We start from the raw sequence: 14,400 nt of genomic DNA, 5'->3' as shown, positions 1-14,400 counted from the left end.
CGTCCGAATTTGGAGTATAAGATCAACTGTAAGGTAGTCTGGCTCAACTCATCGTTGCAGTTGGGTTTTCGAGAATGAAAGGTGATCGGAAGTTTGTGAGATTAGCTACTCTGGTTCTGACAGCATTGGTGATCCTGGCGAGTTCTTGTCTGGCTGACGGCATATCTGTCTCGCAGTCACTTGAAAAAGCGACGGTAGCTTTCGAGGATAGCACGGTCTTTGAGATCAAGTTGCAGTGGGATGGGTCTCAGGCGTCTTACAGGTTCAAGCAACCTCTCGAAACATATTTTGATCGTCTGCGGGTTGGAGGGTTCACTTCCTCCATAGCAGCATCGGGATCAGGATCGGATGAGATCACAACCAAAACCTATAGGTACACACTTATTCCGACCTCGGCCGGACTTGGGAAGATCGATCCTATCGTCATTAGTTATATAACCCGGGCTGATAGTGCCGAGGGAGAATTAGTCACTGAGGCGATGACGGTCCAGATCCGGGAACCTGTTCCGGTCGAAAAGGAGAAGGCCGGTGTCTCGATCTGGCTAATCGTGGTCATTGCGGCCATTGTGGTCGTAGTAATTGTAGTTGTGGTGGTAGTGCGCTCAAAAAGAAAAGCGGACGGACCATCGGAGCAAAGACCGACCGAGAAGGCTCTCGATGAATTGGCTTTGCTCAAACAGGAAGCCGACTCCGACATGAAGAAATTCCAGTCCGGACTACACCGGTTGTTGATAGATTTCCTGGCCGCACAGTATTCCATAAAGGCCGAAGGTCTCAACGAGGCAGACCTGTCAGCCGCGTTTGAAGGCTCATCGTTATCGTCATCACAGATCGACAAACTGGTGCAATTGATGGTCGTTGCCGAAAAGGACAAGTTCCGCCCGGTAATATCCGCACCGGGAGATACTATCCGGTTGGAATCCGAAGTGCGCGAGTTATTAAGTAAATTATGAAGTACATATATCCGGAGGATTGATGCACACCGATATTCAAGAAATTCAGGCTCGCGTGGAGCAGGAATCATCGTTCATTAAGCGTCTGACGGAGCAAATGGCGACAGTCATCGTCGGACAGGAGTACCTCCTCGACCGGCTTCTGATCGGTATTCTGGCTGATGGCCATATCCTTATCGAGGGTGTTCCCGGTCTGGCCAAGACCCTGGCAGTCAAGACGCTGTCAGACGCTGTTCAGACCAAATTTCAGCGTTTGCAGTTTACGCCTGATCTGCTGCCGGCCGATTTGATCGGTACCATGATCTACAATCCCCAGACCGCTCAGTTCTCGGTCAAGAAAGGCCCGATCTTCGCCAATATCATTCTGGCTGACGAGATCAACCGTGCCCCCGCCAAGGTCCAGTCGGCGCTTCTGGAGGCAATGCAGGAACGTCAGGTGACGATCAGCGATTCTACTTTCAAGCTGGACGAGCCTTTTTTGGTGCTGGCCACCCAGAATCCGATTGAGCAGGAAGGCACGTACCCGCTCCCTGAGGCGCAGATTGATCGTTTCATGTTCATGCTCAAGATTGGATACCCCAGTCCGGCCGAGGAACGTGAGATCATGGAGCGCAACACCGGCGGTGCCCTGCCGGAGATCGATAAGGTTATCACACCTGAAGATATTATTCGTGCTCGCGGAGTTGTGCGTTCGATTTATATTGATGACAAGGTCAAGGAGTATATCGTAAATATCATCTTTGCCACTCGTGAGCCGGACAAATATGGTTTGGGCGAGTTGGGGAACCTAATTGCCTATGGCGCTTCTCCTCGTGCCACGATCTACCTTAACCTGGCGGCCAAGGCGCACGCTTTCCTGAAGGGACGCGGGTACGTTACACCGGAAGATATCAAGGCGATTGGCCACGACGTGCTGCGCCATCGTATTCTTATCACCTATGAAGCTGAGGCTGAGGAAATCGACAGCGATTCCATCGTGGCCAAAGTATTTGACGCCATTGAGGTTCCGTAGGCACAATCAATTATGCTACCGGCAGAAGTACTGAAGAAAATACGACGGATCGAGATTCGTACCAAGAAACTGGTCAATGATCTTTTCTCCGGCGAATACCATTCGACCTTCAAGGGTCAGGGGATGGAATTTGAGGAAGTGCGAGAGTATGTGTCTGGTGATGACATCCGTCTGATCGATTGGAACGTTACCGCACGCACCGGCTATCCGCATATTAAGAAATTCAAAGAAGAACGCGAACTGTCGGTTGTGTTACTGGTCGATGCATCATCGTCGGGGCGCTTTGGAACTCGTGACCGTTTCAAGAGCGAAACGGCTGCCGAAATCGGAGCGCTACTGGCTTTCTCCGCGATCAAGAATAACGACAAGGTGGGGTTGATCATATTCACCGACGAGATTGAGAAGTTCGTTCCTCCCAAGAAGGGTCGTGCTCACGTTCTGCGTCTTATCCGGGAGATACTCTATTTCAAGCCGAAGGGAATTGGCACTGATATCGGTGGTGCGATGGAGTATTTCAATCGGGTCATAAGACGCAAGTCGGTCGTGTTTCTCATTTCCGATTTTCTTTCGGAAGGCTACCGCAAGCCGCTTCAGATCGCCAATCGCAAACACGATGTGGTGGCTATCAAAATCAGCGATCCCCGTGAAACAACCTTCGAGGATGTAGGGTTGATTGAGCTTGAAGATGCTGAGACAGGCGAAGTCTATATGGTCGATACGTCGTCCAGGGAGTTTCGTCGTGAATTTGCGGCTCGTTCTGATGAAGATGTCGCCAACCTGACCCGCGAGTTCCAGTTGATAGACCTTGACTTTATCAATATCCGTACCGACCAGCCATACACCATACCGTTAATCAATTTCTTCCGGAAGCGCGAGAAACGATTCTAACTGAACTTACTATGACATCAAGCATAAAAATATACAGTCTCCTGATGCTGGGCCTTGGTTTGATTATATGTCTGGCTTTTGTGTCGTGTATGAATACGACCGATTATGGTGAGGCAATCGAACGTCATAAGAAATTGGCCGGTGAGTTACGCGACAACCGTCTGTATTCTGCTGCTGTTTTGGAATATGCGCGTATCCTTGATATAGAGGGGATCGAGAAGAAGACCAGAGCCAACGTGAACTATCTTATGGCTCGCATTTACTTCGAGCATCTTCTGGATTATGAGCAGGCAGCAGCCCACTATGTTCGGGCGCAGACACTGGACCCGGATGCTTCTTTCTCGGATGAGGTCGGCCGCAAATTGGTTGCTTCGCTGGAGAAGATGGGTAATATCGTTGACGCCCGAAGGCAGCTGGATCAGGTCGCTAATCTGGACGCGGGACCACGTGATGACAAGGACGTGGCTGTAGCTCGGATCGGCGGCGTGCCATTCTATATGTCGGAAATCACCGACCGGATACAGGCGTTGCCGGTTGAAGTGCAGCAGCGCTATCTCAGTCGTGAAGCGAAGATCGAGTTTGTGCATCAGCAGGTTGGTCTTGAGTTGATCTATCATGCTGCGGTCAGGGAGAACTATGGCGACGATCCCGAAGTCAAACGCCGTCAGCATCTGTTCTATAAGCAATTGCTGGTGGATCGCTATGTAGTCGACAAAGTGATTCCCCAAGTTCAGATTGATAATTCCGATGTACACAATTACTATCTGGCCAATAAGACCGCTCGCTATCAAAATGCCCCCTTCGATTCAGTTCGGGCACAGGCTTTTATGGATTACCAGTCCGAGAAGACCCAGTCAGCTTTTGGTGACTACATCAACCGCTTGGCGCAAACAGAGAGGGTTGAGTTTCTCGACCATAATGTGAAGTAAGCTATGATTTTGTTACGTCACTACATATTTGTCTGTTTTTTGATTTGCTTGCTGCCTTCAGTGACGCTTGCTCAGAGCGAGGCTGACACGGTAGCTTCTCTACCGGGAGTAGAGATCACCACCTCCGTTGATCGCGCCGACATGTATGTGGGCGACCTGGTAACGTACATCCTGACAATCGTCCATGACTCGACCTACAAACTGATTCCTCCACCGCTGGGAGCCAACCTCGGAGCTTTCGATGTCAAGGACTATCAACCTGATATCGTCACGGTACTGGAAGACGGCCGGGTGCAGAGCGAAAACAGGTTTGTCCTGTCCACGTTTACGACCGGAGATTATGTTATTCCGCCGATCCCGGTCATTTTCGATCTACCCGACGGCACTCGCAAGGTTATGATTTCAGAGGCAGTGCCGGTCAAGGTGAACTCGCTTCTGCTAAACACCGATGACTCGCTGGATATTAAACCCTTGAAGACTCAGTATGAGTTCCTTCGCGATCTGACCATATACTATTATTGGGGAGGGGCTATCGCGCTTGTCCTGTTGTTGGTCGGTCTGTGGTTCTGGCGGCGGTTACGAAAGAAGAAGACGGAGGTTGAGCCGGTGGACCTCCGCCCGCCATGGGAAATTGCATTTGAACGGCTGGCCGTTCTTCAGGGAAAGAACCTCATCGACGGTGACGGACATAAACTCTACTATATTGAACTGTCCGAGATTGCTCGTTGGTATCTTGGTCGTGTCTACCAGTGTAATGCACTCGATATGACAACAGAAGAGTTCATGGCCCAGTTTGAGAGTTTGACTCTGCCTCCCGGTATTTTCGATGATACGATTGGATTTCTCAGTCATGCCGATCTGGTAAAGTTTGCCAAACTAGTGCCTGCCGGAGAACGAACAGGGTTAGATTTCGACTCCGTTCATGCCATCGTGGAAAGAGTTCGCACCGATCAGGTGCAACGTCTGGCTGTTACCACAACTGTTGATACACAGTCCGATCAAAATACTGGTACGCCCTCACAGCAGGAGAGAGCGTCATGAATGTAGAGTTTGGTGGATTGTCGGTAAGCTTCCTGGAATTGATCGACACTACTGTCCCTGCCCTGATTATCTTTGGCGTCGGTGCCTTTGTTATCGCCGCGATGCTGATTTACCATTTCAAATACCGGCGCTTTAAATCAGCCTCAATCAAGTACTCCGATATACGAATTGTCAAACGCGCCGCTCGGAGCAGCCGTCAGCGTTTCCGCTTCGTGCTGTTGTTGCTACGTGTGCTGGCGGTGGCGGCGTTTGTGGTGGCTTTTGCTCGACCCCGGTCGGGAACCGAGTATCAGGAGGTGACTTCGGAAGGTGTCGATATTGTGATCGCCCTGGATGTGTCATCATCGATGCAGGCCGAAGATTTCAAACCCAACAATCGCCTTTATGTGGCCAAGGAAGAAATCAAGAATTTTATTGAGAAGCGAGTTAACGACCGTATCGGTCTGGTTGTATTCGCGCGATATTCGTATACACAGTGTCCGCTCACGACTGACTATGGGGTGTTGTTGAGTTTTGTCGATCAGGTCGATTTTGGATTGATTGATGACGGCACTGCAATCGGTATGGCGCTGGCTAACTCTGTCAATCGTCTGCGGGATTCGGAGAGCGAGAGCAGGATTATCATTTTGTTAACTGATGGCGACAACAATGCCGGTGAGATCGACCCTGTTACTGCCGCTAACCTCGCCGCAGCGTTCGATATTAAGGTATACACGATCGGTGCAGGCAAATCCGGTCGAGCTATGTATCCGTACCAGGACCCGGTATTTGGCAAGCGCTATGTATATCAGCCGACCAAGATTGACGAAGAAACCCTCAAGAAGATAGCCGAGCGTACCGGCGGGAAATTCTTCCGGGCCAGGTCGGGCGATGAACTCCAGGAGATCTATACCCTGATAGACGAACTGGAAAAAACCGAAATCGAAGTGGCAGCTCATATTCAGTATGTTGAGCTATTCCACTTTTTCGCCTATGCCGGCTTATTGTTGCTAATGCTTGAAATGCTGCTGGCCCACACATATTTTCGCAAGCTGCCGTAAGGGAGATGAGATAGACGATGCGTTTCGCCCAACCTGAAAACTTCCTGTTGTTGCTCGTTGTACTGGCTTTGATCGGTTTTGTCTTCTGGGCGCTCAGGAGAAAGAAAAAGCTTCTTCAGCGTTTCGGTGATCTGCCTTTGATTATGAAGAACGCGCCCTATATTTCGTTTGTCCGTCAGGGCAGTAAAGCCACCTTTTTGATGATTGCTCTGGTGCTTATTGTACTTGCTCTGGCCCGGCTGCAATTTGGAACTCACCTTGAGATGCTCAAGCGAGAAGGGATCGACCTCATGGTGGCGTTGGATGTTTCCAATTCCATGCTGGCCCGTGATATGAAACCCAACCGACTGGGTAAGGCCAAGCAGGAACTTCAGTCTATTATTGATCGACTTCAGGGTGATCGTATTGGGTTGGTCGTTTTCGCCGGAGATGCTTTTATTCAATGTCCCCTGACGCTCGACTACGCATCAGCCGGTTTCTTACTGGGTGCTGTCGATCAAACATCGGTCAGCATTCAGGGAACGTCCCTGTCCTCCGCTATTGAAGCGACCGCTCGTGCTTTTAACCAGCAGGAGAAGAAGCATAAGGTTATGATCCTGTTGACCGATGGAGAAGATCAGGACGAGGGCGCGATTGAGGCTGCCGAGGAGGCTCGCAAGCAGGGTGTTAAGATATATACGGTGGGGATTGGCAATCCAAATGGGGAACCTATTCCTATTGTTGACCGTAGTGGTAAGCAGGTAGGCTTCAAGAAGGACCAGGATGGCGAGGTTATACTGACTCGTCTGGATGAGGTCACTTTGCAGAAAATCGCTCTGGCCACCGGTGGCAAGTACTACCACGCTTCGGCCGGTGAGATGGAGCTTGATCGGATATTTGATGAGATCGCGAGTCTGGAGAAAAAGGAATTGGAAGGTACATTGGTAACCCGTTACGATGATCGCTTCCAGTGGCCGTTACTGTTGGCGATGCTATTCATTATCGGAGAGTTTTTCCTGCCGGAACGAAAAAAGCCGCGGAAGAGGATTGTCTAATGAATATGCGATGGGTAGCTATGGTGGCACTGCTGATACTCCTCATGGTGGGGACCGGTGTGGCAGCCGATCATGTGGATCTGGTCCGGGAGGGCAACGAGGCTTTTAATGATGGTGATTTCGCAACGGCGATGGAAAAATATCACAGCGCAGAAGTGGAGATTCCCGAATCGCCGGAGTTGCTCTACAATATCGGTGGAGCGTCTTTCAAGCAGGGAGACTATGAACAGGCAGTTGACAATTACACCAGGGCACTCAACACGACTAATATAGGACTGGCGGCGCAGGTTTACTATAATATCGGCAATACCTACTTCCGCATGGGTGATTATCAGAACGCCATCACGAACTACGAGAAATCGTTGGAGATCAACCCTGACGATCTGAATGCGAAGTTCAACCTGGAACTGGCTCGCAAGATGCTCAAAGAGAACACTCAACCGAAGCAACAGGATCAGGACCAGGAACAGGAACAGCAACAACAGGAACAGCAACAGCAACAAGAGCAGGAACAGCAGGAAGGCGAGCAGGAAGAAGAACAGGATCAGGATCAACAGGATGGTGAACAAGACCAGCAGGATCAGCAACAACAACAGCAGCAGCAGCAACAGGAGCAAAACGAGATATCAAAGGAGGATGCTGAACGAATTCTCAATGCTCTGCGTGATGATGAGCAGGATCTTCAGAAGAAAATCAAACGACAAATCGCGGCTGGAGCCTACCGTGGGAATGACTGGTAAAATATGACTAGAGCCGGCTTCATAATTTGGTGTACGTTACTGCTGTCTGTTATGGTATGTGGAACGGTCAGTGCCGTCGGACAGGGAGATGATGTCACCCTGACCGTCTCGCTTGACCGGGATACGATTGGTCTTGATGAACACGCCACACTTCAGATAATCGTCGCAGGCACATCTCAGGACCTTCCTAATCCACAGGTTCCAACATTGGCCGCTTTCGAAGTTTATTCACAGGGGAGATCCAGTAATTTCAGCATCATCAACGGCCAGGTCACTTCCTCTGTTACCTATCGTTACCTGCTCATGCCGCGTAAGCACGGTGTCTTTGTCATTGATAACATCGCGATTGTTCACAGCAAGAAACGATACAAGGGCAATCCGGTTGAACTAACGGTTCTGAACACTGGAACTTCGGCCTCATCACAGCTTCAGGATGAAGCATCGGCATCAACTAGTCGCGGGAAAGATCACTTCCTGGAAGCTGTCATTGACAAAAAGAACCCATACGTCAATGAGCAGGTTACGCTCACGCTGAAGTTCTGTATCGCGATACAGTATTATGGCAGTCCGGAACTCTCGGAACCGACCACCACCGGCTTCTGGACAGAACTCCTTGGAAACAAGGCTCCCTACCGCCAGAAGATCAACAATCGTACGTACAAGATTATCGAGCGCAAATATGCCCTGTTTCCTACTCAGACTGGCGATCTCACTATTGGTCGTGCTACTATTCGTGTCAATGTTCCCGCGAGGGGTAATCGAGGGCGGGATCCCTTTAGTGCTTTCGGTGATTTCTTTAATACCGGCAAGGAAATCTCGGTCAGTAGCAAGCCGATCAGGATCAATGTTCGATCTCTGCCTGACGAGGGCCGTCCCGTTGATTTTACGGGCAGTATCGGGAATTTCAAGATCAGTGGTAAGACCGACAAGCGTGAAGTCGAGGTCAATCAGCCAGTGACTCTAACGCTACGTATCTCTGGGACGGGCAATATTAAGGCCGCGGCTGAGCCGGTCATTCCGGAGTTGGATGAGTTTCGTATCTACCGGGCTTCCAGCAGTGAGAACATCACTAAAGTCAAAGACCGCATCGGCGGAAGCAAAATATATGAAGAAGTGTTCATCCCGAAACGTCCCGGAACTCTGGAAATACCAGCTATCTCGTACAACTACTTTGTTCCTTCCGAGGGGCGTTACCGGACAATTGCAACCGCTCCGATCAAACTGCGGGTGATCAAGCCGGAAGGATATGTGGCTGCGACTGATGCCCCCTTTGCCCGTCCCAGTTTGCTCATCGGTAGTGATGCGCGGGATATCCGATACATCAAGACTGATGCTGGAGAGATGTCGTTGATCGGTCGTGTGTTTTTCACCACGCCGGTCTATCTGGTTGTGAATGGGTTGCCGGTGCTCGTGCTGGCCGGTATGATCTTCGTGCGACGACGGCGGGAAAGACTGGCCTCCGATGTCAGCTATGCCCGTTCCCGGCAAGCTGGCAAACTGGCCCGGAAACGTCTGGCTCGGGCTCGATCTCTGGCGAAACCCGACCAGGCCGGTGATTTCTTTGCCGAAGTGCATTTTGCTCTGACTTCGTATGTAGCCGACAAGCTCAACATTTCGCCCCACGGTCTGACCACTGATAGCCTCCGCGAATTGCTGGAGGAACGTTCAGTTGAAGAGGTAGTGATAGAAGATGTCTGCATGGCTCTACAGAAGTGCGACTTCGGGCGGTTTGCGCCAGCCGAGACCAAACAGGAGAATATTGATCAATTGCTCTTGATGGCCGAACAGATAATGATCCACCTCGAAGGAGTACGATTTGCTTAGGTTCTACGCCATTCTCATCATGGTGATGGTGACTTCTGTCAGCGCTACGCCTGCCACCGATAGTCTCTTTCTTCAGGGTAATCAGGCTTACGAGGATAAGGATTATGAGTCTGCGATAGACAAATATCTGGCTGCCCTGAGTCACGGTGTCGAATCGGCACCTCTATATTATAATCTGGGGAACGCATACTTCAAGGCCGGCGATTTGGGACGAGCCGTACTTTCCTATCACAGGGCGCGACGGCTAGCCCCGGACGATGAAGACCTGGTTCATAATCTTGAATTTGCCCGGCAATTCCCCAGTGTTCAGATGGAAGGGGTAAAGCTTAATCCGATCAATAGCTTTATGGAATCACTGGTGGCTTCATATCGTCTGGATACCCTGGCCTGGGCTATGTCGGCCATATTCATATTGTTCTGCCTGTTGCTTATGGTCCGTTTCGGACTAGGATACAACAATCCCTTACAGCGGGTGTCCACCGTGGTGGTGCTGGTAATTCTGTTGGGCATATCAGGTCTGACCACTTTCAAGTATCGGACTGACTATCTAACCCGTTGGGCAGTGGTTGTGGCCGACGAGAGCCTTGTGCTATCGGGACCAACCGATGGTGCCGACCTTGAATTTCGGGGTGCCCCGGGACTGATTGTCGAGATTATGGCTGAGACCGGCGATTACTATAACGTGCTGTTTGAGAACAAACGACGTGGCTGGATGAAAAAATCTCTCCTGGCCGAGATATAGTCGGACATCATCATTTGAACCCTTTCTAATTAGTTGACACCCATCAGGAGGGCGTCTATCTTTATCGGCGTTGTTTTCTATGGGGAGAAGAATATTCGATTATGATGTGGAAGAAGAAACAGTTCTGGGGGACAGTATTTGCCGTTGCTCTGCTGGCTTTCTGCGTAAAGGATGTTAAGCTCAGCGAACTGGAGTTGCTGTATCATCGCGTCAATCTTCTCTATATTCTTCTATCCCTGATTTGTTCAGTGGCTTTTGTTGCTTTCAAAGCCCTGCGTTGGAAGCTCATGGTCGCTCCCCAGAAGATAATCCCGGTTTATCGAAGCATAACCCTCTATTCTGCCGGACAGGTATTGAATATCCTCATGCCGGCCCTTACTGGTCAGCTTGGGAGGGTGATCCTTTTTGCGAGGAAAGAGGGATTGCGGAAGACTTTTGTCTTCTCAACGATTGTTCTTGAAATTCTGTTTGACGCCATTACACTGGTTCTGTTTCTGCTTCTTACTTCGCTGGCGTTTGCCTTTCCCGATGAGTATCGTTCGCTGAGTTGGGTCGTGGCTGGGATTACGCTGGCCTTATTGGCCGGATTATATGTGTTCCTGCACTATAGTCGTGCGCTCGAGGATTTGGGCCGCCGCTGCTTCCGTGAACGACGACCTGGGCTGTATATAGGTCTTAAGAAGTTCATCCGTTCATTTTGCAAGGGTATTGAACTGCTTCGCTCCAGCCAGCATCTAGCCGGATCGCTGTGTATTTCTCTGGTTTTCTGGACGACCCATATGCTGGTAGTCTATTTCCTCTTTAAGGCCTTCGGTTTCGGATTACCTATTGCTGCGGCAGCAGCTGTGATGATTATCAACACTATTGCTCTGATGGTCCCTATCACCCCTGGCAACGCAGGCACATTTGAAGTGGCGGTCAGTACGTCTTTGGTGGCTTTTTCGGTGGGGCGGTCGGACGCCGTGATGTTTGCCCTGGCTCTGCACATTATCGATATCATCCCGATGTGGATATTCGGTCTTGCCTTTCTCCGTAGCGAACGAATGTCACTTCAGGAAATTCAGAAGGAACACCAGGACGAAGAACTGATAGATCATATTTCCGAGGACGGCGTTCTTCTCGACCGGGAGAAAGTATGATCAAGTCCTTCCTTAATTCGCCCGGCCAGGACATCGTGGTCATGGACGGCATCCAGAGTTTCGACGAGATGGTGAAACTCGAGGACAGTGTTCTGTGGGTTGACATGTGCAAACCGACCGATGAGGAATCGTTTGTCCTGACGCATGATTTCCATTTTCACCCGCTCGCTATTGAGGACGTGATCTCCGAAAAACCGCGCACCAAGGTTGATGATTATGATCAGTATCTTTTTGTCGTCTTTCAGATTGTAGACTACATAGGACGGGAAGAAGGACTCAAGATTGGTGAGATCGACTTATTTGTTACCGACAATGCACTGGTAACGGTCCACTACGATGACCACCGTATTTTTGACTATCTGCACCATCGAGCTGAACGTGACGAGCGACTCATGTCTCGTGGAGTCGATTTCCTTTCTCATGCTGTTATCGATAGTATTGTTGACAACTACAGTGCAACGCTGGACATCCTTGAATATGATATTGACCAGATTGAGGACGACGTTCTGGGGGGAGAGGCTGAGGAGGACACGCTCAAAACGATTTTTACTCTGCGCCGTGATATAGTCCATCTGAAGCGGATCGTGATGCCCCAGAAGGAAGTCCTGGCGCGGTTCTCCCGCGAGCAATTCAGTCAGATTTCCAGCAAAGCGGCCGTCTATTTTTCGGATGTCCACGATCATCTGGTGCGAATTGACGACATTGCCAGTTTTCACCGCGAGATTCTCAATTCTTCCCTCGAAGTCTACTATTCCTCAATCTCGACCAGAACCAATGCCATAATCAAGATCCTGACGATATTCACCGTGCTGTTTATTCCACCTACTTTCCTCGTTGGCTTGTGGGGGATGAACTTCGATTCTATGCCTGAACTGAGCTTGAAATACGGTTACTGGTATGCTCTGGGGATTATGCTGGTAGTAGTTTTCGGTCTGGTAGTCTTCTTTCGCAAAAAAAAGTGGTTGTAATTGATCTTTCTTGGAAACTTTCCTTGACATTTTGCGATATATCTATACATAGATACTGACCAGTAGGTATGTATAGAATTGGATCAAGGCTGGAATGAAGAGACAGATCAAACAAAGCCCCAAACTCCCGGCCGAAGCTCGCCGCCAGCAGCTTCTCATGGCGGCCCACAACCTCTTTGACAAGAAGGGGTACCGAGCCACGACGCTCGATGACATCGCTACGGAAGTGGGTCTTACCAAGGGTGCTGTCTATCATCATTTCAGGAATAAAGAGGCTATTCTCCTGGAGCTTACACAGATGATCCTAAATTTGTACCAGGACGGGGTCGGCAAACTGCCCCGAGGGAGCCTGCAGCCCGGTGAACTAATCCGCCGCCTCAAGAAAATCGATGGGGAGGCACCTATGCACGGAGCCAGGCACAACCTGTCCTTGCTGGCTGAGATAATACAGATTCCGCGTATCCGGAGAGCCATTGATGATGGATACGAGGAGTTCCTGGGGCTGTGCACGCGCTGTCTTGATCCGACCCTGGCTACATCCCGGAAGGGGTTATGGCAGTTAGCTCTGCTGACCGTCAACTTCTATGACGGTCTTTGCTGGGGGAGTTTCATGCATCCTAATCATATAGATTTCGACAAACAGGCTCGTCTGTTTACAAAACATTTTGACGCCGGGAAGCCCGGGAAGGCAAGGAATCGGAGAGGAAAATGAGCATCAGTGAGCTTATGCCCCGAAGAATAACAGGGAAGCTTGGTTGGTTGACAAACCTGACGCGACGAATGGCGGTTACCGCCCTACTGGCGCTGGTACTGATAGCTGCGGTCGCCAACGCGCAGCCTCTCGAATTGACTATAGATAAGGCCAGAGAGAAAGCGCTGGTTTTCAATCGCGCATACCTTGCGGCTCAGGAGGAAGTTACCAAGGCAGGCGGGGAAGTTGCCAGAGCTCGCGCAGGAGCGTTTCCAACGATTGAGGCTACCGGCGGTTATCTTCATAGTTTCAAGATACCCAAGACCTTTTTCGAGGCTGACGGTGAGACTCAGGAATTGCAATTCGGGTATGCGAATTCGTTCAGCGCCGGACTCACGGTAAGCCAATCGTTGTTTCAGGGCGGGAAAGTATTTGCTGCCTACTCCATTGCCAAGGACTATCGGAAATTTTCTAAGGCAATGGCCGACCAGTCGCGATCCGAAGTCATATACAATGCTGAACTGCTGTTCTACTCGGCTCTCCTGCAACGATCTAGATTGCTGGTGCTTGAGAAAGCTCTGGAGGCTAATAGTTACAATCTTGAGGTAGTAGAGAAACAGTTTTCGCAGGGTTTGGTGTCGGAGTATGAGGTTCTCCGGGCGAGAGTTGAAAAGAACAATCTCCTGCCTCGAATTCTGGCTGTTAAATCAGAAGTTCGGCTATCAGAGAAGCGACTGAAATCGTTCCTTGGTATTGAATTCAATTCTGATGTAACGCTGCGGGAAGAAGCGGAGGATACTTCACTACAGGCTCTGCCGTCGCTTGAAGAACATTTTCAAATGGCTCTTGAAGCTCGCCCGGAAATACATCAGGCCGAGTATATGGTTGATATGAGACGAAAGGCGATTCGGGTTGCCCAGGGCGATTACTATCCGTCAGCAGGTGTATTTCTGTCGTATGACTGGCAAGCTGGATCGGATGAACTAAGCCTGAGGAAAAACAACAGCAACTCCTGGACTGCCGGGCTTTCGTTTACCATTCCGATCTTCCAGGGTGGCGCTCGCGGGGGAGAGGTCGGAATCAGTAAGGCGGATCATCGGCAAGCCATGCTCGTTCGAGAACAACTTCGGGATGATGTGCGGCTTCAAGTAGAGGAAGCATACGACTTGTTGACGCAGGCAAAAGAGACGATGGATATTCAAGGCGCCAACATTGCGGAGGCTGAAGCCGGACTCAGGATATCGAATCTTCGTTATGAGTCAGGAATAGGAACACTATTGGAAGTACTCTCAGCTCAGGTGGCTCTGACTGATGCCCGCAACGCTCAGGCTGAAGCAGTATTTCTGTTCAGACAAGCAAGATCACAATTAAGAATAGCAAGCACACTCTAATAATAGTA

The 14,400-nt window shown here is 50.2% G+C and carries 14 protein-coding genes; all 14 read left to right on the top strand.

The window, feature by feature from the left end; all coding sequences use genetic code 11:
- Positions 1-74 precede the first annotated feature (74 nt).
- The 14 genes from KOO62_11835 to KOO62_11770 all read left to right on the top strand — a co-directional run bounded on the left by KOO62_11835 (position 75) and on the right by KOO62_11770 (position 14,392).
- Complete coding sequence (locus tag KOO62_11835; GenBank protein MBU8934678.1) at positions 75-953, top strand: hypothetical protein; 879 nt, start codon at positions 75-77, stop codon at positions 951-953.
- 22 nt (positions 954-975) lie between these two features.
- Positions 976-1,965: a MoxR family ATPase gene (locus KOO62_11830; GenBank protein ID MBU8934677.1), complete on the top strand. Its 990-nt coding sequence runs from the start codon at positions 976-978 to the stop codon at positions 1,963-1,965.
- Between the two features lie 12 nt (positions 1,966-1,977).
- On the top strand, positions 1,978-2,853 hold the full coding sequence (locus KOO62_11825; protein ID MBU8934676.1) for a DUF58 domain-containing protein: 876 nt from the start codon (positions 1,978-1,980) through the stop codon (positions 2,851-2,853).
- Positions 2,854-2,942: 89 nt separating this feature from the next.
- Positions 2,943-3,782, top strand: a complete 840-nt coding sequence (locus KOO62_11820; GenBank protein MBU8934675.1) for a hypothetical protein — start codon at positions 2,943-2,945, stop codon at positions 3,780-3,782.
- Between the two features lie 60 nt (positions 3,783-3,842).
- Positions 3,843-4,823 (top strand): BatD family protein, encoded by a 981-nt coding sequence (locus KOO62_11815; GenBank protein ID MBU8934674.1) that lies wholly within the window; start codon positions 3,843-3,845, stop codon positions 4,821-4,823.
- Positions 4,820-5,863, top strand: coding sequence for a VWA domain-containing protein (locus KOO62_11810; protein MBU8934673.1), 1,044 nt, complete (start codon positions 4,820-4,822; stop codon positions 5,861-5,863). Before KOO62_11815 ends, KOO62_11810 begins: the two co-directional genes overlap by 4 nt.
- A 17-nt stretch (positions 5,864-5,880) precedes the next feature.
- Positions 5,881-6,897: a VWA domain-containing protein gene (locus KOO62_11805; GenBank protein MBU8934672.1), complete on the top strand. Its 1,017-nt coding sequence runs from the start codon at positions 5,881-5,883 to the stop codon at positions 6,895-6,897.
- Complete coding sequence (locus KOO62_11800; GenBank protein ID MBU8934671.1) at positions 6,897-7,637, top strand: tetratricopeptide repeat protein; 741 nt, start codon at positions 6,897-6,899, stop codon at positions 7,635-7,637. The genes KOO62_11805 and KOO62_11800 overlap by 1 nt, the downstream gene beginning before the upstream one ends.
- Positions 7,638-7,688: 51 nt before the next feature.
- A complete protein-coding gene (locus tag KOO62_11795; protein ID MBU8934670.1) occupies positions 7,689-9,461 on the top strand; it encodes a BatD family protein in 1,773 nt (590 codons plus the stop codon).
- Positions 9,454-10,203, top strand: a complete 750-nt coding sequence (locus tag KOO62_11790; protein MBU8934669.1) for a tetratricopeptide repeat protein — start codon at positions 9,454-9,456, stop codon at positions 10,201-10,203. The genes KOO62_11795 and KOO62_11790 overlap by 8 nt, the downstream gene beginning before the upstream one ends.
- Before the next feature lie 101 nt (positions 10,204-10,304).
- Positions 10,305-11,342: a flippase-like domain-containing protein gene (locus KOO62_11785; protein ID MBU8934668.1), complete on the top strand. Its 1,038-nt coding sequence runs from the start codon at positions 10,305-10,307 to the stop codon at positions 11,340-11,342.
- Positions 11,339-12,310, top strand: coding sequence for a magnesium/cobalt transporter CorA (gene corA / locus KOO62_11780; protein ID MBU8934667.1), 972 nt, complete (start codon positions 11,339-11,341; stop codon positions 12,308-12,310). Before KOO62_11785 ends, corA begins: the two co-directional genes overlap by 4 nt.
- Positions 12,311-12,404: 94 nt before the next feature.
- Positions 12,405-13,022 carry a TetR/AcrR family transcriptional regulator gene (locus KOO62_11775; protein MBU8934666.1) on the top strand — a complete coding sequence of 206 codons (618 nt, stop codon included), beginning with the start codon at positions 12,405-12,407 and terminating at the stop codon, positions 13,020-13,022.
- The gene (locus KOO62_11770; protein ID MBU8934665.1) at positions 13,019-14,392 is read left to right on the top strand and encodes a TolC family protein; all 1,374 of its coding nucleotides are present in this window, start codon (positions 13,019-13,021) and stop codon (positions 14,390-14,392) included. The genes KOO62_11775 and KOO62_11770 overlap by 4 nt, the downstream gene beginning before the upstream one ends.
- The last annotated feature ends 8 nt before the right edge of the window (positions 14,393-14,400 follow it).

The organism is Candidatus Zixiibacteriota bacterium (genome assembly GCA_019038695.1).
Classification (GTDB): Bacteria; Zixibacteria; MSB-5A5; order GN15; family FEB-12; genus B120-G9.
The sequence above is the reverse complement of the archived record's forward strand: the minus strand, read 5'-3'. Positions and strand labels throughout refer to the sequence as shown.